19 protein-coding genes are annotated in these 18,176 nt (G+C 37.9%); 4 read left to right on the forward strand and 15 right to left on the reverse strand.

The annotated features are described in order from the left end of the window. Window positions 1-73: 73 nt before the first annotated feature. Window positions 74-769, reverse strand: a complete 696-nt coding sequence (locus tag CHB66_RS14905; RefSeq protein ID WP_089242214.1) for an ABC transporter ATP-binding protein — start codon at window positions 767-769, stop codon at window positions 74-76. Continuing rightward, window positions 766-2,253 carry a DUF5687 family protein gene (locus tag CHB66_RS14910; RefSeq protein ID WP_089242215.1) on the reverse strand — a complete coding sequence of 496 codons (1,488 nt, stop codon included), beginning with the start codon at window positions 2,251-2,253 and terminating at the stop codon, window positions 766-768. The genes CHB66_RS14905 and CHB66_RS14910 overlap by 4 nt, the downstream gene beginning before the upstream one ends. Window positions 2,254-2,504: 251 nt before the next feature. Between CHB66_RS14910 and CHB66_RS14915 the strand changes: the two genes are divergently transcribed. Both CHB66_RS14915 and CHB66_RS16825 read left to right on the forward strand, forming a co-directional pair. After that, on the forward strand, window positions 2,505-3,740 hold the full coding sequence (locus CHB66_RS14915; protein WP_089242216.1) for a hypothetical protein: 1,236 nt from the start codon (window positions 2,505-2,507) through the stop codon (window positions 3,738-3,740). A gap of 245 nt (window positions 3,741-3,985) precedes the next feature. Continuing rightward, on the forward strand, window positions 3,986-4,198 hold the full coding sequence (locus tag CHB66_RS16825) for a hypothetical protein (protein WP_141107408.1): 213 nt from the start codon (window positions 3,986-3,988) through the stop codon (window positions 4,196-4,198). Between the two features lie 3 nt (window positions 4,199-4,201). Here CHB66_RS16825 and CHB66_RS14920 read toward each other — a convergent pair whose 3' ends face one another. The 12 genes from CHB66_RS14920 to lpdA form a co-directional block, all read right to left on the reverse strand. After that, window positions 4,202-5,869 (reverse strand): alpha/beta hydrolase-fold protein, encoded by a 1,668-nt coding sequence (locus CHB66_RS14920; RefSeq protein ID WP_394335283.1) that lies wholly within the window; start codon window positions 5,867-5,869, stop codon window positions 4,202-4,204. A 98-nt stretch (window positions 5,870-5,967) separates the two neighbouring features. Then, window positions 5,968-7,230: a replication-associated recombination protein A gene (locus CHB66_RS14925; protein WP_170932503.1), complete on the reverse strand. Its 1,263-nt coding sequence runs from the start codon at window positions 7,228-7,230 to the stop codon at window positions 5,968-5,970. Between the two features lie 226 nt (window positions 7,231-7,456). Beyond that, window positions 7,457-7,759 (reverse strand): type II toxin-antitoxin system RelE/ParE family toxin, encoded by a 303-nt coding sequence (locus tag CHB66_RS14930; protein ID WP_089242218.1) that lies wholly within the window; start codon window positions 7,757-7,759, stop codon window positions 7,457-7,459. Then, window positions 7,747-7,929 (reverse strand): hypothetical protein, encoded by a 183-nt coding sequence (locus CHB66_RS14935; protein ID WP_089242219.1) that lies wholly within the window; start codon window positions 7,927-7,929, stop codon window positions 7,747-7,749. Before CHB66_RS14935 ends, CHB66_RS14930 begins: the two co-directional genes overlap by 13 nt. A 238-nt stretch (window positions 7,930-8,167) precedes the next feature. Then, entirely contained in the window at window positions 8,168-9,184 is a 1,017-nt protein-coding gene (locus CHB66_RS14940; RefSeq protein WP_089242220.1) for a threonine aldolase family protein, read from the reverse strand. Window positions 9,185-9,464: 280 nt separating this feature from the next. Next, on the reverse strand, window positions 9,465-10,409 hold the full coding sequence (locus CHB66_RS14945) for a glycerophosphodiester phosphodiesterase family protein (protein WP_089242243.1): 945 nt from the start codon (window positions 10,407-10,409) through the stop codon (window positions 9,465-9,467). Then, complete coding sequence (locus tag CHB66_RS14950; RefSeq protein WP_089242221.1) at window positions 10,402-10,848, reverse strand: DUF2721 domain-containing protein; 447 nt, start codon at window positions 10,846-10,848, stop codon at window positions 10,402-10,404. The genes CHB66_RS14945 and CHB66_RS14950 overlap by 8 nt, the downstream gene beginning before the upstream one ends. 100 nt (window positions 10,849-10,948) lie before the next feature. Continuing rightward, complete coding sequence (locus CHB66_RS14955) at window positions 10,949-12,055, reverse strand: hypothetical protein (protein WP_089242222.1); 1,107 nt, start codon at window positions 12,053-12,055, stop codon at window positions 10,949-10,951. A gap of 73 nt (window positions 12,056-12,128) precedes the next feature. Continuing rightward, window positions 12,129-12,341, reverse strand: a complete 213-nt coding sequence (locus CHB66_RS14960) for a hypothetical protein (protein WP_089242223.1) — start codon at window positions 12,339-12,341, stop codon at window positions 12,129-12,131. A gap of 217 nt (window positions 12,342-12,558) precedes the next feature. Next, window positions 12,559-13,380: an anti-sigma factor domain-containing protein gene (locus CHB66_RS14965; protein WP_089242224.1), complete on the reverse strand. Its 822-nt coding sequence runs from the start codon at window positions 13,378-13,380 to the stop codon at window positions 12,559-12,561. Next, a complete protein-coding gene (locus CHB66_RS14970) occupies window positions 13,380-13,913 on the reverse strand; it encodes an RNA polymerase sigma factor (RefSeq protein ID WP_076502835.1) in 534 nt (177 codons plus the stop codon). The genes CHB66_RS14965 and CHB66_RS14970 overlap by 1 nt, the downstream gene beginning before the upstream one ends. 96 nt (window positions 13,914-14,009) lie before the next feature. Continuing rightward, complete coding sequence (gene lpdA, locus CHB66_RS14975) at window positions 14,010-15,410, reverse strand: dihydrolipoyl dehydrogenase (RefSeq protein WP_089242225.1); 1,401 nt, start codon at window positions 15,408-15,410, stop codon at window positions 14,010-14,012. Between the two features lie 190 nt (window positions 15,411-15,600). On the opposite strand from lpdA, the gene CHB66_RS14980 reads away from it, so the two are divergent. Together CHB66_RS14980 and fabG are read left to right on the forward strand one after the other, a co-directional pair. Then, a complete protein-coding gene (locus CHB66_RS14980) occupies window positions 15,601-15,978 on the forward strand; it encodes a GxxExxY protein (protein WP_089242226.1) in 378 nt (125 codons plus the stop codon). Between the two features lie 108 nt (window positions 15,979-16,086). Beyond that, window positions 16,087-16,833 (forward strand): 3-oxoacyl-[acyl-carrier-protein] reductase, encoded by a 747-nt coding sequence (gene fabG, locus CHB66_RS14985; RefSeq protein ID WP_089242227.1) that lies wholly within the window; start codon window positions 16,087-16,089, stop codon window positions 16,831-16,833. A gap of 171 nt (window positions 16,834-17,004) precedes the next feature. On the opposite strand, the gene CHB66_RS14990 is transcribed toward fabG, so the two are convergent. Next, the gene (locus CHB66_RS14990; protein ID WP_089242228.1) at window positions 17,005-17,877 is read right to left on the reverse strand and encodes a thioredoxin domain-containing protein; all 873 of its coding nucleotides are present in this window, start codon (window positions 17,875-17,877) and stop codon (window positions 17,005-17,007) included. Window positions 17,878-18,176 lie beyond the last annotated feature (299 nt).

Below are 18,176 nucleotides of genomic sequence, written 5' to 3' on the forward strand. Positions count from 1 at the left end.
TTCTCAAAGAGAATCATGGGAGGTCAACATTTTTTTACTTTATTTTGATTTTAACCTCGCATCAAAAATTGATTTAAGTCCCAAAATAAGTATTCAACTCCTCTACCATGGAGGATTTATCATGAAGGTCTTTGATCACTATTCCTTTTTCCAATAGAACAATCCTATCACAGAGATCTGTCACATGATTGAGATCATGACTGGAGATCAAAAAAGTGAGTTGTGATCGTTCTTTTTCTTGAAGGATCAGTTTCTTTAACCTCACTTGTGAACTTGGGTCCAAGTTTTCGAATGGTTCATCCAGCAATACCACTTCTGGATTACCCATCATGGCTGCAGCGATACCCACTTTCTTGGTATTCCCTTTGGAAAGGTCTCGGAGGTATTTCTTTTTGCCGCGAATCTCGTCATTGAATAGTTCATCAAATTTTGCCAAATGCTCCTCTAAATCCTCCTCAGAAAGATTATAGATTTTTCTCAAAGTCTCAAAATACTCGTCTGCTGTCAAATAAGACAAAAGCATGTGCTCGTCTAAATAAGCCCCCACGCGATGCTTCCAATCTTCAGATTTACTTACATCTGTACCATCAAGTAAAACCTGACCTTCTGTAGCTCTAACCAAATCGAGCATGATTCTAAACAGTGTCGTTTTACCAGCACCGTTATTACCTACCAAACCAAAGCATTCCGCTTTTGAGATTTCCAACGTTGAGACATCGAGCACAACGGCATCTTTATATTGTTTTTTGAGGTTATTGATCGTGATCATAGTTCTTGTCTAAATGCGGATGAAATTTCATATCTGTTTTTTAATATTTTGTTCACAGGAAGTGAGGACAAATAGGGAGAGAAGACTATCCCCACCAAACCTGAAATGGCTAAAGCTGCCAAACCAGCATATTGATTAATTAAAAGAGCAAAAGGAAAATAGACGGCATAGGGGCCTAAAAATATGGGAAGCATCATCAAAAACTGAGCTATACCTACTCCTTCATAATTGAACATTGCGCCTTTATTCAAGTCCATAGGCTTTGGTTTCCAAAGTGAAAAATAAATCACCAAATGGATCACTACACCCATATTGAAAAGAAAAGTGCAAACATGAATCAATAGAATATCCCAGCCAAAATACACGTAAGGAACAGAAGCCAAAAAACACAAAGCGGAAGTTGCTACGAATAAAAGGTATTTACCTTTCACTAACGCCTCAATCCCTCCTCTCTTTTGAAGAAAGAAATCAAAATTAGCTGAATTCCAGCTCAAAAATAGCTGACCATATTGCAGCATGAATATACTCGTGATAAAGGTTCCTACAAAGATGAATATGTGACTAAAGCCATCCTCAGATTGGTATACAGGGTTGGTATAAAAGATCAAGCCATATAACAAGAAAAAGCCAGCCAGCATCAGGTAAGTCCTACTTTTCTTGTGTCGGATAATCAGCTTCCATTCCAAGTTAGCCAACTCACCCGCTAATCCAAATCTATCGAAAATACCGAAATTCGTATTGGCAAACTTGACATCTTCTTCCTTGGCCAAGCTTTCTAGATAGGCATTTTCAAAATAGTATGAATAAGCAACTCTGTACAAAAACAAGCACAAAACTGCCATGACAAGGACTGGGAAAGGAGATGTCAATGACCAGTCAAAAACAGGCTTCATTAACTCACCAATATTAAACCAGCCATAATAATTAGAGCCTGCTCCTAGCAATAAAACTGCGAAAATGACGGCTAATCCGGTAAAGCTATCTTCAAACTTCTGCTTAAACCATAGCATCAGCCAATGTAGGGACCAGCTGGTTAACAATATACACAAAAGCCAAGACCAGCCTGCAGCATCCCCAAATCTAGGCATCACTTCCTTGAATGCGAATGGGGCAAACAAAAGGAACGCGACCAAAGTCAATGGCGAAATAAAAGATCTCGCCAAAAGGAAATTGATGATTTTACTTTTCTTGATCGGAAGGTGAAGAAATCGTTCCAACTCAATCACAGGGAGCTGCTGCGTAAAATACCGATACATAAACTCCACCAAAAAGAAATAAATCAAATTGGCGCTGAGTATAGCGTAAGCATCAGGCTGATTGAAGCCTTTTTCTATTACCTCCTTCAGAAATATCCCTAGAATTAAAAGGTAAGAAAGTAATACGATCGCTAAAAAACCCAAAAATATCGCCACCAATACCGATTTGGCAAAGGAAGTAGACCTCATGGTTTTCAGCAATTCAAGCTTGATCAATTGTAACATCATAGGCTGGTTGTTCACTTTTGAAACAAATTAATTTTTAACGGAATGAAGATAAAATAGAATTTTAACTATTCAAGGAAATTTGGGTATAAGTTTACCTGTAATTTTGGTTTGAAAAACTATTTCCCTCTTGTGTACCTAAATCATTTTGTTGAAAAACAATTTGATTCTAAAAGATTAAAAAATGCTAAACACCTCTATATTTGCTCGGTTTTTGCGCTGACTGCTAAAACTTTAACCCATTTCTTTCTTATATGAAGAAAATCCTTTTGCTGTCTTCTATGATGGCATGGACCACCTGGTCGACAATGGCTCAAAGTAGCCCTGATTCAGTTAAAATTTCTCGGTTGGAACAGGAAATCCAAGTGCTCAAAAATTACAATGAGAGCTTACAGCAAAATTTGGAAATCAACAACAAAGCACTCAATGACCTGATCATTGATAAGAACATTACCGATGAGACAAGGTGGATATCTCTTCGCTCCAGCATCGTCCATTCTACTCAGATCTACAAAAAACTCAGTGATGACATCATCAACCTGAAGTCCAGAATGACCGATCAGGAATATCAAGGATTTATCAATTCTTTGGGTAGCATAGAAGGTGGCCCTTTAGGATTTTCTCTGGAAGAGGTAATCATGGAGTCCGCCAAAAAAATCGGCATATTCGAGACCAAGACCAAGATGGACCGGTTTCTAGAGATCACCAACAGTATTGTGGCCAGTCCACTAACACAAGGGGTACCTTTTGTTTCTCAAGCATTCTTTGCCTCCAACTCCCTAATCAATGTGGCCTACAGCTCCATGTTGACCGAAAAAAAACCTGATTTTCAAAAATTGGGTAAGTTTGAAAGTGAGCTGAACAAGTATCTTGTGTACTTCTCAGCACTGGACAAAGCCAATGCCATCAACCAGTCATCTAACAATGACAGGATCGTACTCTTAGAAAATCTTCAGCTGGAGTTGCTGGGAAAACTTAAAAAAGATGCTACCAAACTGGGATACAATACCCCAGATAGGATGTCTTCTGAATCGCTAGACGCTTATTTTAATAGGGTATTGAGCAGTTTTTCGAAAGAATATGTAGAACTGTACCTGAACCAGATAGAGCGCAAGTACAGAAATAGCGCTGGAAAAATCAATTACGCTAACTTGATCCAGAATGAAACGGAGCTGAAAAATTACAGCAATCAGGTCAATGGCACGGTGGAATTGGCTAAGAAGTTTATCCTTTACTACGACAACTTCTTTGAATTGGCTGACAACTATCACCTCAAGGTACTGGAGGCGCTAGAATTGGCCAACAAAAACAATATCATTCAGGCTAAAAAAGGGAATGGACCCACTGAAACCCCTCAACAGGTCTATGAAAAAATCACCCAAAACCTGAAGGATAAGAAAATGATCCGTGACAATGGCATCAAGGCGAGTATCAACATCGCTGATCTCAAACAGAAAATTGAGAAGGTAGATGAATTCAGGTTCCTTTAGGAATTATGATTAGTATTTTGGCTGAATAAACTCGCCTCTAAAAACAGGTCTTCAATGAGTCTAATGGATACTAAATAGATATTAGGATATACTAAGAGGGCTTATTGGGATTCAAGGACACTATTAATAAAAACCTGCTAGGTTTCTTGCTGAAATGATCTAATTTATAGCTGATTACGCTTAAAAACCTAGCAGGTTTAACGGATCCAGTTTGATAACTGACGCCAATTTTTGTAAATTCAACTATGGATAAAGAGGAGTCTAAATCATTGGTAAAAGAACCCGATTGGAGTTACGGGAAATACTCCGCCTCGCTTTGGATGACAGTAGGCGATACGGCTAGATCTTCTGTCATCCAAGGCTTTGAGTTGGATTTAAAGGAGTTTTTTAAAGACCTCAAATTCTTCAGTATCTCCAGCTTTTCAAATCAGCTCCAGCAGGAGCGTCTCTTTTCATAATTTCTAAGATTTTTGGGAGGTAAAAGGTGTTGTACCGGAGTCTAGAAATGTATATTGGATTTTCTTGGTCTCCATTCCAACAATGCTCTGCGCGATCTCCATAATCCACCTCCCCTGCATAATAGGGTTGGTCGTGCTTTCTAAAAACTCCTCCACTAAGTACACGGCATTATTGAGGTAATAATTATCCATATCACCGCAGTAAATATGAATCTTGCCTTTTAATTGCTCACCCAGACCTTTTTCCCAATCTCTCCTCAGAATATGACCTAAATCGTAATTTTCTTTCCAATATGCTGCGACATCTTGGTTGATCTCTCCAGTGATTTTATCCCATAATCTAGCTGGATAACCGTCTTCCCCTGCTGGAGAATAAGTCGCTTCCCAAATATCCCATTGCTGTCCACTTCTGCCTTTTGTCCCCAAGACCAGCTCTCGGTGATTCATCTCCTCTAGAGTTGCACTGACATAACCTAGGTAATCCCGCTTGCCTGGCCTAGGAGTTTTCTTCCAAGGACTTTCTAAATAGTAAGCGTTTTTATCCTTATAAATATCTACAACCGTGAAGGCTTGAAAATCAATCGGATCAGGACATGCTGCAAAGCAAGCTCCGTACTCATCCGGATACTTTACCATTACAGCCAAAGACTCCCAACCACCAGTAGAACCTCCATAAAGAAAACGACTCCACCCTTCTCCTATACCTCTAAACATTTCTTCAATATGTGGAATCAATTCATAAGTAATGGCATCTCCATAAGGACCTTGATTTTCAGAATTCACAGCGTAGCTATCGTCATAATAGGGTGTAGGATGCTGAATTTCTATAACCAAATATCTCGGAAAGCCTGGACTGATCCATTGCTGATACTGATCATAGGCTTCTTGCTGTTGGATGATATTATATCCACTGATTCCAAACCTTGCAGCATAGTCGGGCTCTAAATCTGGATCTGGTGGACTCTCTCTCCAGCCTCCAAAAGTATATGGAAAGTGACCATGAAAAATCATCAGAGGGTATCTCGCCTCTGGATGCTCTTCAAAGCCATGAGGTATAAGTACATTTGCTCCTAAATAGACATCGCGTCCCCACCACTCGCTGAGCATCTCACTTTTCATTTTCACATGTTTGACATATTTCGTATCCTCAGGATCAGGAATTGGAGGAATCTCTTGATCTAGCATAATACTTATCTTTCCGTTTTTGGAGATATTGACTTGCTGAGGGAGGTTATAAAAATTACCGGGTTTACGGTTCCACTGCTGTCCTTCCCCTTTATCTGGGGGAAGTTTGAGAGTTCTACCATCTTTCAAATTGAAGGTCTCGTAGCGATTGAGCAAAGCTTGAACTTGATAAGTTCCCTCTGGGATATCCTTTAAGCTTCTAATGGGATAACCAAAAGCTTCTGCATCAATCAGCATGGCTTTGCCAGGTTCCCAGTCTTCTACATCTATTCCAAAAGCAAGCTGTGATTCTGGTCCATCAGAAATTTGAAATCGAGGCTCTGAAGCATCATTGATAGAAAGCATTAAAATTAATCTACCATCTTGGGCTTGATCAATTAGCGAATCTGAAAATGAAATTTCGAAAATTGGACCTTCCTGCACCTCTTGGCAGGACGTAAAAGCAAATACCAATACTATTAAATGGTAAGATAAAGTTTTTTTCATCTGTTGGCTGGTTTGATTTAAGTCACTTGAATATAAGCAATTACACCACTTCCCCCCAACCATTCATCAGATTAGCTGAAAACTTTTAATTAAAAAAGTTAATACCCATACTTCCCCTTCCACTTTGAATTGAGGTATTTCCTCAATTCATTTTCCCTTGCATTGTTTCCAGGATCATAAAGCTTGAGGTTTTTGATTTCATCTGGCAAAAACTCCTGAGCTACAAAATTGCCTTCATAATCATGTGAATATTTGTATTCTTTGCCATAATTCAAATCCTTCATCAGCTTGGTGGGTGCATTGCGAAGATGAAGCGGGACAGAAAGGTCTCCTTTTTCCCTTACCAATGCCTGGGCTTTGTTGATAGCCATATAAGACGCATTGCTTTTTGCCGAGCTTGCCAAATACGTCACGCACTGGGACAAGATTATCCTAGCCTCTGGATAACCTATGATCTTCACGGCATCAAAACAATTGGTCGCCAATAGCAATGCATTGGGATTGGCATTCCCTATATCTTCAGAAGCTAGTATCACCAATCGTCTCGCTATAAATTTCACATCTTCTCCTCCTTCAATCATTCTTGCCAACCAATACACTGCTGCGTTGGGATCTGATCCTCTGATAGATTTGATAAAAGCAGAAATGATATCATAATGTTGCTCCCCAGATTTGTCATAAAGCGCTACTTTTTGTTGTGCAATGGTGGTGACCTTCTCGTTGGTGATCACGCATGGATCTTCATTGATTCCTTCTATGACAATTTCAAAAAGATTCAATAACTTCCTTCCATCTCCTCCAGACAGCCTCAACAAAGCTTCAGTTTCCTTTAACTCTACGGTCTTTTTCTTTAGTAAAACATCCTTTTCCAAAGCTTGAACCAACATGCCTTCCAATTCGGATTTCCCTAATGGATTTAGAGTAAAAACCTGACATCTGGAAAGTAGTGCGGCATTGACTTCAAAAGAGGGATTCTCAGTAGTGGCTCCGATCAGTCTAATTACACCTTTTTCGACTGCTCCCAATAAGGCATCCTGCTGGGATTTATTGAAGCGATGGATTTCATCAATAAAAAGTACTACACCCATTTGAAATCTCGCCTTCTCTATCACTTCCCGGATATCCTTCACTCCAGAACTGATTGCACTCAAGGTATAAAAACGAGCTTTGATTTCGTTGGCGATGATATTGGCAATAGTCGTCTTCCCTACCCCCGGAGGTCCCCAAAGAATCAGAGAAGGCACATTGCCTGATTTGATGGCTTTGTACAAAAAGGATGTTGGTGCTGAAAGATGTTCCTGCCCAATAAGTTCATCTAAACTTGTCGGACGCATTCTTTCTGCTAATGGGGTGTTGTTCATTATGAATATCTAAAATGAAAGGTTATAATGAATTCAGAGAATTGAAACCTGAATTACTCATTAGCAAGATATTAATGGATATTGGATCCGCCAAGGCGGACAAGTTATAAATAGATATTGGTTCGGAAATCGATGTTCGATTCCCCAGATTTAGACCCATATTAATGGGGTATTATATAAAGATTTTGTACCCATTAAATTAACATTTAAACCAACAAAAAATTTATTAATCAAATAAAGAAATGTCTGTTAGTGGCTTTGAACTTGTATGAACTGTCAATACGCTGATTCTATTTTCATCGAAAATGCAATATATAATTCTGTAATTTTTAAAAATTATTTCTCTAACTGACTTATTATTAAGTTCTGGAACTATCCTCCCAATTTCCGGAAAAGTGCTTATCATTTCTTCTTTTGAAAAAATGGAGGATATTAGATTTTCGGCATAATTCGAAGATGTCTTAAAATAGAATTCAGCAATATGTGCGATATCTTCCACAGCTTGAGGAGACCATGTTACTTTAGCCATTCATTAATCATTTTCTTGGCCTCTTCTGCGGAATAACCTTCTCCCTTTTCGGATTGCTCCATTCCTATTTCAATTTTTTGTAATAAAAGTACTCGCTCCATTAAATCATCAACTGAAAATTTATCCGGCATGCTTTTTAGAGTTTCGAGTAATTTTTCCTTAGTAATCATTGTGTTTTTTCTTAAATATATAAAAGAAACAGCTTTAATTGAAATTATGGTTCAAATCCCTAAGCTGTTTTCTCCAATTCTGCCTGAAACAAATCTCAATAAACTGAATAAGGAACCAAAGTAAAACATATTTCTATTTTATTTCCCCGAGCCTGCTTGCGACAGGAAAGGACATATTTTATTGTATTTCACGAAGTATATTTCTACCATATATCCACTTATATCACAAAGTAAATATCTATTTTATATCATTTAATCTTTCTCCAAACCTCCCCAGCATCTCATCATCAAAATCCAAATGCGTCACAAACCTAACTTGATCTTTGCCAAATTTTACGGCTTTAATGCCTTCGGATTCTAGTTTAGATAGCATTTCCGCAGGAGTGATCCCAGCTAACTTGGCAATCACGATATTCGTCATGACTGGAAATACCTCAGAAACCAAAGGATGTTGTCCCAACATTTTCCCCAACTTTCTCGCTCTAGCATGATCTTCCTTCAATCGATCAATATGATGATCCAAAGAATAGATTGCAGCTGCAGCCAAGAAACCTGCTTGACGCATACCGCCACCGAAAGCCTTTCGGACCTTTCTTGCCCGTTTGATATCAGCTTTGGTTCCCAAAAGCACTGAACCCACTGGGCAACCCAAACCTTTGCTCAAACAAATAGAAATTGTATCAAACATAGCTCCCCAGTCTTTGGGACTTTCCCCTGATTCAACCAGAGCATTGAAAAGTCTGGCACCATCCAAATGCAACTTTAAGCCATACTGCTCACAGATCGCTTTGATAGGCTTGATTTCGTCCAGCGTGTAGATGCTTCCTCCACCTTTGTTCATGGTATTTTCGAGAGAAACCAATGTAGTTTCCGGTGCATGTACATCATCAGGATTGATGGAGTCTAGGATATCCTGAGGGCTGATTTTACCATAAGCCCCATCAAGCAACTTGACCGATGCGTGAGAATTGGACATGATTCCTCCACCTTCATAAAGATAGATATGGGAATATTTATGACATATCACTTCAGTTTGCAAACCTGTATGCAGGCGGATGGCAATCTGATTGGTCATCGTACCAGATGGGCAAAACAAACCCGCTTCCATGCCAAACATATCTGCCAACTTTTGCTCCAAAGCATTTACAGTTGGATCCTCTCCAAACACATCATCCCCAACAGGTGCTGACCACATGGCTTCGAGCATTCCCTGAGTTGGTTTTGTTAGGGTATCACTTCTTAAATCAATTATCATATATAATTATTAAAGGAAATACAGTAGAAATATACTTTATGAAATGTGGTAAAATTTGAAATATACTTTGTGAAATAAATTGAAATATGCCTGTGGCGAAATATGATTGAAAAAGGTTCTATTAAATATCGTAGAGATATCACCCAGCCTGCAACAGACAAGTTCACCAAGGTAGAAAGTAAGATTTCAGCTTTATTTCTATTCTATTCCTACTTTATTTCTAACGTATTTCTATCGTATATCTACCGTATTTCCATCTTATTTCTACAGTATTTCAATCCTATTTCAAATATTTCTTCTTCGAACTATTCTCCGGAATCAAACCTTTAATCGCCTCTGCAGCTTCAATCGGTCTGTCTGTAGCTAGAATATCCGCTCCTTTTTGGACGAATTCTGCATAAATCTGATCACCTCGGGCGTTGGCGCTGCGGTCTAAGTTTCCCAATACTCCAAGAATCGTGAAAACACCTTTTTCATGGAGTAACTGATTGAATTCAGCCAGTCTTTCAGAAGTTCCTGTGAATGCTATCCATTGATCAATCGGGATTCCGGAATCTTCAAATCTCTGCAATTCTTCTTCATTCCTTATCGTTACCGAAAGCATCAATTCTGGGTGCAAAGCATGTACTTTTTTAGCTGCTTCGACGCTGTAAGTAATAACTGCAGCATAAGGTTCTGCTTGAGCTTTCTTGAGAGCCTCTACTACCATTTCGAAAGGAACTTCTCTTTTGATATCCACCGTGTAGAGCACTTTACCTTTTCCCCAATCCAGGACTTCTTCTAAAGTAGGTACAATAAAATCAGTAATGTTTCCATCCTTGTCCTTCAAGCGAAGTGTTCTGATTTCTTCGAAAGTCATATCAATAACTTTCCCCGAACCATTGGTTGTACGGTCGAGTGTATTGTCGTGCATCAGCACCAAAACCGAATCTTTGGTTAGTGCTACATCAAACTCAATTATCGCAGGAGTATGGTTTAGCACATTTTCAAAAGCCTCAATAGAATTTTCTGGAAAGCCAGGATAAGGACCTCCTCTATGGGCGGAAACCATCGGGATTCTATCTGCAGTCCAAGCGTAGAATTCTTTAGCTTCTTCAATACTTTCTATTTGAATTAAATTAGAAGCAGTAGCTACTTCTGCAGAACTTTCAGCATTCTTGGTGTTACATGACCAAAGTGCTACAAATAGAAATAATACTGAAATTTTATTACTGAGTTTATTCATCATTTTTATCTTTTTTAAACCAAAAACTGCTTGTTCGCTCTTGAAATTGATTTTCCATATCCTTCAGTTCAAGGTTAAGTGCTTGGGTGGAAATCAGGATTTCTACAAGAGAGATCCCCAAAGAAATCAAAAGTGCCAACATACTACCAATAAATACATAATTGGCTGCGGACTGTGCCCCGATAAAGATCAGATACATACAAATCACGCAAAGCAAGAAACTTAATACCCCGCAAAGTTGCATGTATTTAATCATGCTTAGCCGCTTTTTGAGATTGTGAATTTGCTCAATGATGATGTTTTCTTTAGGGTTTTCGAGGTATTTTTTATGAAGTCCCCGGATCAAATTGGCAACGGCCAAAAATCGATTTGTAAATGCCAGCATCATCAGCGTGATGGCTGAGAAAAGCAAAGCAGGGGTAGAAAGTTGGAGTTCCATAGGGTAAAGAGATTTGAAACGCCAAGTTGGGGAATATCCGTTAAAAAAGAAAACCGAAGGAAATCCCTTCGGTTTTCTTTTTTCAAATGGTTGAGAATATTTATTTCATAACCGCCAAATTGATGAATTTATTATCTTTATTCTTCAATGAAGCATCTAAATAAACCAACTTTTCACCTGATACTCCTATAAATTCACCAAATTCATATAAGTCTATATGATTTTTCTGTACATTCCACTTAACTTCTTCTAAATCTAGTTGATAAAGGGAGCAAAACACTCTATAAAATTCATTCTGCTTATTATCATTTATTGCAAAAAACAAATACAACTTACCACTTTCTACGATCAAATTACTAACTCTGGCTGAAATCTGACGTTGTTCAATAGGGATTAATTGTGGATTAAACTTTTCAGGAATTTCAATAAGGTCTAAAGTCATGTAACCTTTTAATGGGAGGGGGATTGACTCATATTTCTCGAAATCTTCATTTATATCATAAACTCGTATTTCTTTCTCAAATGGAAAACAGATATACAATCTATCTTCATAAATATCAAAAGAATAATAATTATTGGGTATAAAATGACCTTCTGGATGAGTCATTTGTTTTGGATACCGAATCACCCTTTTTATCTGTTTACCCTCCGTATCAAACACCCCCATAAACTCACCTGACTTCCTATAATATTCAGGATCTAATAAGGAAGTTTCTACAGCATTGAGTTCAATATAGAAATTATCTCGATACTTTTTAAACTTACCTCCGAACAATGGTATAGAGGTACTTTCATCTAAACCTAGACGAAATGTTTGAGTGAATTCTTTTTCTTCAAAGTTATAGACATAAATCATTTTTCGTTTACTTTCCAAAAGATAGATATCAGGGAACTCACTCGCATCAAATGTTGAGAAAATCAATGATCTTTTAGGATCACTTAACGTGTTAACAAAATCAATTTGTTCGCCATTATTTAAATTATAAATAGAAATACCTGAAAACCCACCGACAGAAACGATAAGGGAATCAGATACTAACTGAGACTTATCAGGCTTTTGGAAAAAACCTATCTTATCATTTGAAATCTTTGATTCTTCAATTTTCAGTTCAAATTCTTTAAAATTCACTTGGTCATCATCCTTAACGTTACAAGACAAAAACCCAATCAATGAAAAACAGAAAATACAGCGCTGTATCATAAACATTTAATTAAGGGTTTTGCTGCAAAATCCATTTATGCAGCATTAACTCATAGGGATATACTATTTTGAGATCAACTTAATCTTCAATCAAATCATCAAATCCACAAATTAACACCCCACCTGCTGAACCACAAGCCAAGAACACACAATCTCCACAATCGTACATATCACAACTATGAAATTCACCCCAATAATCACAACCAGTAGTCTGCGCAGAAGTCTGATTTGGAATGGATAAAGACAAACTTATAAGAGATGATAATACTAATGCTCCAATTAATTTTTTCATAATTAAATAAATTTAGACCCATTGCAAAACGCGGGTAGGATCGTGAAACCCAATCAAAATAATACCGGTAAAAATGATCTGAACAATTATAGAAAAAAAAAACAATAGTTGTCAAGCTTTTTCTTAGTTTAATTTCAACCTATTTAAAATCAATTTCTTAAAATAAAAAAAACCTGACTTTCCAGTCAGGCTTTTTTGTTAGAATAAGTATAATTAATTAAGCAACTGGGCCTAATACTACGAGCTTCTCTAAGGTTGGGCTTTCGCTTCCTCCTTTAGGCTCTATAGTGATAGCAAAAGCTCCTGCTGCGGCCACGGCTTGCATTTGTTGCAAGCTGAATTTTTGTCCTGCATTGACTAGACCTATTCCTACAGGACCATCGTCACCGATTGCCCAAAGTTGGTAGTCGGAGTTTTCATCCAGTTCATTCAGCGTGTTGACAGAGATAAATACGCTTTCTGCACCCTTATCCCACCATACATCAACTTGCGCATCCTTCTGCATCTCAAAGCCATCTCCTTTCATAGGTACCCTTTCGAAATTACCTGTCAGAAGTGTCTCTAATTGTGCATCTGTCTGTTCGTAGTTGACTTTATAATTATCGAGTTCCTCTGCGAGGACTGCTCTTTCCTGTACCATTGCCATCAGCCTTTGGTCTACATCATAATATCGGGTAGCATAATAAATTGCAAAAACCGATGCGACAACTGCTACAATAGATGCCGCTGCTGCATATGCTTTCCATGGTTGAAGTGGTACCACTTTCCCTTCTCCTTTGGAAGGAATGGCTTGATCTGAAGCGGCAGGCTTGACCTCTTTTTCCCAAGTATCCATTACTTGAGCCTTCAATGATGTCGAAGGAGCCTTCCCTGATAAATTATCAAAGGCAAACATCGCTTCTTCTATCTGATCCAGTTCTTTCCTGATTTCAGGGTACTGCTCAGCTAGCTTCATCACTTCTTCCTGCTCCCGCACACTCAACTCCCCTAGTACGAAGAGTTCGAGTTTTCCTGACGATATATAAGCTTGAATATCCACTAAATTTTCTCTAAGTTCTTTTTTAATACATTTACAGCTGCTCGAATACGTGACTTGACCGTACCTAAGGGAATATCATATTCCTCCGATACTTCGGAGTGGGTGTACCCTTTGAAATAAATACATTCAATCACAAACCTTTGTTCCTCATTGAGGGCGGTCAAGAGCTCTTTGACTCCAATCCCATCGACAAGCTCCAAGGTACCCGATTCGCTTTCGATTCCATATACGTAGTCATCTATCGTATTGGTCTTACTGCTTTTAGAAAATTCCTTAGACCTGGTTTTATCTATTGCCGCATTGCGACAGATATTTGCCATCCAGGTATAAAGCCTCCCCTTTGATTCATCATAGCCGTCTATTTTTCTAGTGATCTTGATAAAGGCATCGTGAAAAACCTCCTCAGCAATATCATGATCAGTAATGATCCTAGAAATAACGGCAAAGAGCGCTCTGGAATACTTATCGTAAAGGTATTCCACCGTTTTCCGGTCCTGAGCCCTAAGTCCTGCTATTAACTGTTCTTCTTCCAAAAGGTACTTTTTAAAATATGTGACATTCCTATAAAAAGAAAGCACAAGGCAATTGTTTCACCTTGTGCTTATAATATTAGGATTATTTCATTGTAATTACAAATGGATCACTTCTCCATAAGCAGCAGCTGCAGCTTCCATCACTGCTTCTGACATGGTTGGGTGAGGGTGAACAGTCTTGATCAAATCCATACCTGTTGTCTCTAACTTACGCACAGCAACGATCTCAGCGATCATCTCCGTCACATTAGCACCGATCATATGTGCACCAAGTAATTCTCCATACTTTGCATCAAAGATCAATTTAACAAATCCATCTTTTGCTCCGGCAGCTGATGCTTTTCCTGAAGCAGAGAATGGGAATTTACCAACTTTCAATTCATATCCTGCTTCTTTGGCTTGTGCCTCTGTATATCCTACTGAAGAAATTTCAGGAATACAATAAGTACATCCAGGTATGTTGTTATAATCCAATGCTTCAGGATGGTGACCTGCGATTTTCTCTACACAAATAATTCCTTCAGCAGATGCTACGTGAGCTAATGCTGGACCTGCTACGACATCACCGATCGCATAGTAACCTGGCATATTGGTTTTGTAGAATTCGTCAGTTTTGATCTTACCTTTCTCAACCAAAATCCCAACATCTTCTAATCCGATATTTTCAATATTTGATACAACACCTACCGCAGAAAGAACGATATCACATTCAATGGTTGATTCAGTTCCTTTCTTATCTTTCACCGTCACTTTGCAACCTTTTCCTTTGGTATCCACAGCAGTCACTTCTGTGCTCGTCATAATTTTGACACCTGCTTTTTTGTAGATTTTCTCCAGCGCTTTTGATACTTCTTCATCTTCGTTAGGAACGATTCTATCCAAAAACTCTACGATAGTCACTTCCACACCAATAGACTTATAAACATAAGCAAACTCAACACCGATAGCTCCTGAACCAACTACAACCATTTTGGAAGGTTTTTTATCCAAAGTCATGGCTTTTCTGTAACCTACGATTTTTTCATTGTCGATTTTCAAGGCTGGAAGTTCTCTTGCTCTACCACCTGTTGCAATGATGATATGATCCCCTGCATAGACAGTCTTCTTACCATCCTTGTCTTCAACCTCCACTTTCTTACCTGGCTGCACTTTTCCCCAGCCTAAAAGTTGATCGATTTTATTCTTTTTAAGCAAAAACTGTATTCCTTTGGACATTCCACCTGCTACATCGCGGCTTCTTTTAATCATGGCGTTGAAATCCATCTCAGCGCCTTTGACTTTGATCCCGTAATCCTCAGAGTGGTTGATATATTCAAATACTTGAGCACTTTTTATCAATGCTTTGGTAGGAATACAACCCCAGTTTAAGCAAATCCCACCTAATTCGGCAGCTTCCACTACTGCGGTTTTGAGACCCAATTGAGCCGCGCGAATCGCCGCAACATACCCCCCTGGACCAGTACCCACTACTATTACATCATATTTCGTTGAAGACATATTTTTAAGGTTTAATTTTCAAATAAGCTACGCAAAAATAAGCTTTTTAAGGTGAGAAAAAAATATAAGACTAGGCTATAATCATGGCACGCAGAGACGCAAAGAAATTTGAATTCTGGAATTTTATTCAAATGATAATTTTTCTTAAATTATTGCTAGCAAATTATAGTTCATTCCAAATTCTATTTTTATGACTGAAAATGAAATTTCTAAAGAGATAATCAATTCATGCTACACGATTCACTCTGAATTAGGTCCAGGCTTATATGAAAACATTTATGAAAATATTTTAGCATATGAATTGAGTAATAAAGGATTTGATGTAAAAAGGCAAAAACCAATACCTGTCATTTGGCAAGGGATGATTTTCGAGAATAGCTTCAAAGCAGACCTAATCATTGAAAACAAGGTTTTGATAGAGTTAAAATCTATAGAAGCTTTATCTAAAGTTCATTACAAACAAGTAATCACATATTTAAAGCTCACTAATATTAAGCTTGGTTTACTAATTAATTTCAATGAAAGCCTTCTAAGAGACGGTGTAAAAAGAATAGTTTTTGGTCTTTAAAGAGGTTAAAATTAAATAACCAAAAAGACTGCGTCTTTGCGTCTCTGCGTGCATTAAAAAATTATCTTTATTTTTGACCTTATTTTAAAAAACCAAAGAAACTAAACTATGGGATTATTAAGCGGAAAAACGGCTCTGATCACGGGAGCATCAAAAGGAATAGGAAGAGCCATTGCCATCAGATATGCTCAGGAAGGTGCCAATGTGGCTTTCACGTATTTGTCAAGTGTTGAAAAAGGACAAGCTTTGGAAAATGAATTAGCGGCATTTGGCATCAAAGCCAAAGGCTATAAATCTGATGCTTCCAACTTTGCTGCTGCTGATGAATTGGTCAATGCTGTGGTTTCTGAATTCGGTGGCTTGGATATTTTGATCAATAACGCCGGGATCACCAGAGATAATCTTTTGATGCGAATGACAGAAGATGCTTGGGACGAAGTCATCAATGTCAACCTCAAATCTTGTTTCAACACCGTCAAAGCTGCTACTAGAACGATGATGAAAGCCAAAGCTGGATCCATCATCAATATCACTTCTGTAGTCGGTATCAAAGGTAATGCTGGACAAGCAAACTATGCCGCTTCCAAATCTGGAATCGTAGGTTTCACGAAATCAGTCGCTTTGGAATTAGGCTCTCGAAATATCAGATGTAATGCTGTCGCACCAGGATTTATCGAAACTGAGATGACGGCTGTTCTTGATGAAAAGACTGTTCAGGGCTGGAGAGATGCCATTCCGATGAAGCGTGGTGGTCAACCTGATGAAGTGGCAAACGCCTGTGTATTCTTAGGGTCTGATATGAGTTCTTACATCTCAGGTCAAGTACTACAAGTGGATGGAGCGATGTTGACTTAATTGTAGAATTTAAATTTTAGATTTTAGATTCACGAGTGAGAACTCTTCGGTATTCGGATTTAAAATGTTGAATATTGAATTCTGAACCACGAATGATGAAGTAATAATAAAGAAAAAAACCCTGCATGAAAGAGCTTTACTTTAGTGCAGGGTTATTTTTTACTATAGCGATCAGTCCAAAGAAAACTGAGTCTTAAGTAGTTCATCTATCAATTCTCTTTTTTTCTTAGACCAGTGTTTGGGATAATTATCAATTGCATTTTGTGCATATACAGATGCTTTTTCAGGATTTCCTGTTTTATCATATATGACCGCAGCCAAGAATTGGTTAAAATAATGATCTCCTTTTGATAGTGAATTTTCGATATGCTTTATTGCAAGAGTTTGATTTCCTTCTGGGAGATTGATATCCTCCCAATTAATCGATAAAGGCTGTGAATAATCAAGTTCTGGAGGCATTTCCAATTGATGATAGGCAAGCATCCCCTCAGAAAGCATTCCCAGGGAGCGTTTAGTCTTTGGATACATTCTATTGTTAAAATATGTCCTAAAAAACAATGGGGTTTGAGGTTTTGGATTCAACCCCTTTTGTGCTGCTTTCAAAATTCTTTTATCAATTTTCCTACTACCATTAAAGAAATATGTGATATTCCCATTAGGATCTAAAAAGAAGAAATTGGGAAAAACAAAATAATTAGTAAAGATTACCTCTTCATTATTTTCAAGTCTTGACAATGGCTCTGCCATAGAAAGATCCACCAATTCATTCATGGTTTTGGCATTCAACCCCTCAGGATTTGCGAATGCTACATTGATAAAGTTGGCATTCATAAATTCTCCAACCTCTTTATTATTACCCAAATTGAAAAAAGCTCGCATGGAGTATCCACAATGTGTAGTACCAAACATTACAAAGACATGCTTCTCTTCTTCCTTAGCTTGATTCAGCGCTTCTTTCAAAGTGATAGATTGAAAATCGACTCCTTGCCCAATCGATTGACTCGACAAGCAAACAAGAGACAACAGTACCAATACAATTCTCATAAGGCAAATGGACTTTATACTTTTTGAATTTTCCTGATTTTAAATATCCTATGGATTGTATAGGCAACTCCTAACACTGGAATGAAAAGTAAAACCAAATATTCTATCGTTATAAAATGATCCCGATTCTTTGTTAATAGGACATAAAACAATAAAAACAAACTTATCAGTACGTTCAAATAAAATGTTAGAATCCAAACAACCATTAAACTAGGACTATTAATAAAGGCTAATTCCATTGTTACTTAATTTTAAATAGTTTAATTTTTCAAAAATGGAAGATAGTAGATTTTAGTTAT

The sequence above is a fragment of the Belliella buryatensis genome (assembly GCF_900188245.1).
In the GTDB taxonomy this organism is placed as follows: Bacteria; Bacteroidota; Bacteroidia; order Cytophagales; family Cyclobacteriaceae; genus Belliella; species Belliella buryatensis.

Coding starts and splice junctions, on each gene's coding strand:
- CHB66_RS14905 (WP_089242214.1), bottom strand. CDS start 769: ATGATCACGATCAATAACCTCAAAAAACAATATAAAGATGCCGTTGTG.
- CHB66_RS14910 (WP_089242215.1), bottom strand. CDS start 2,253: ATGATGTTACAATTGATCAAGCTTGAATTGCTGAAAACCATGAGGTCT.
- CHB66_RS14915 (WP_089242216.1), top strand. CDS start 2,505: ATGAAGAAAATCCTTTTGCTGTCTTCTATGATGGCATGGACCACCTGG.
- CHB66_RS16825 (WP_141107408.1), top strand. CDS start 3,986: ATGGATAAAGAGGAGTCTAAATCATTGGTAAAAGAACCCGATTGGAGT.
- CHB66_RS14920 (WP_394335283.1), bottom strand. CDS start 5,869: ATGAAAAAAACTTTATCTTACCATTTAATAGTATTGGTATTTGCTTTT.
- CHB66_RS14925 (WP_170932503.1), bottom strand. CDS start 7,230: ATGAACAACACCCCATTAGCAGAAAGAATGCGTCCGACAAGTTTAGAT.
- CHB66_RS14930 (WP_089242218.1), bottom strand. CDS start 7,759: ATGGCTAAAGTAACATGGTCTCCTCAAGCTGTGGAAGATATCGCACAT.
- CHB66_RS14935 (WP_089242219.1), bottom strand. CDS start 7,929: ATGATTACTAAGGAAAAATTACTCGAAACTCTAAAAAGCATGCCGGAT.
- CHB66_RS14940 (WP_089242220.1), bottom strand. CDS start 9,184: ATGATAATTGATTTAAGAAGTGATACCCTAACAAAACCAACTCAGGGA.
- CHB66_RS14945 (WP_089242243.1), bottom strand. CDS start 10,409: ATGAATAAACTCAGTAATAAAATTTCAGTATTATTTCTATTTGTAGCA.
- CHB66_RS14950 (WP_089242221.1), bottom strand. CDS start 10,848: ATGGAACTCCAACTTTCTACCCCTGCTTTGCTTTTCTCAGCCATCACG.
- CHB66_RS14955 (WP_089242222.1), bottom strand. CDS start 12,055: ATGTTTATGATACAGCGCTGTATTTTCTGTTTTTCATTGATTGGGTTT.
- CHB66_RS14960 (WP_089242223.1), bottom strand. CDS start 12,341: ATGAAAAAATTAATTGGAGCATTAGTATTATCATCTCTTATAAGTTTG.
- lpdA (WP_089242225.1), bottom strand. CDS start 15,410: ATGTCTTCAACGAAATATGATGTAATAGTAGTGGGTACTGGTCCAGGG.
- CHB66_RS14980 (WP_089242226.1), top strand. CDS start 15,601: ATGACTGAAAATGAAATTTCTAAAGAGATAATCAATTCATGCTACACG.
- fabG (WP_089242227.1), top strand. CDS start 16,087: ATGGGATTATTAAGCGGAAAAACGGCTCTGATCACGGGAGCATCAAAA.
- CHB66_RS14990 (WP_089242228.1), bottom strand. CDS start 17,877: ATGAGAATTGTATTGGTACTGTTGTCTCTTGTTTGCTTGTCGAGTCAA.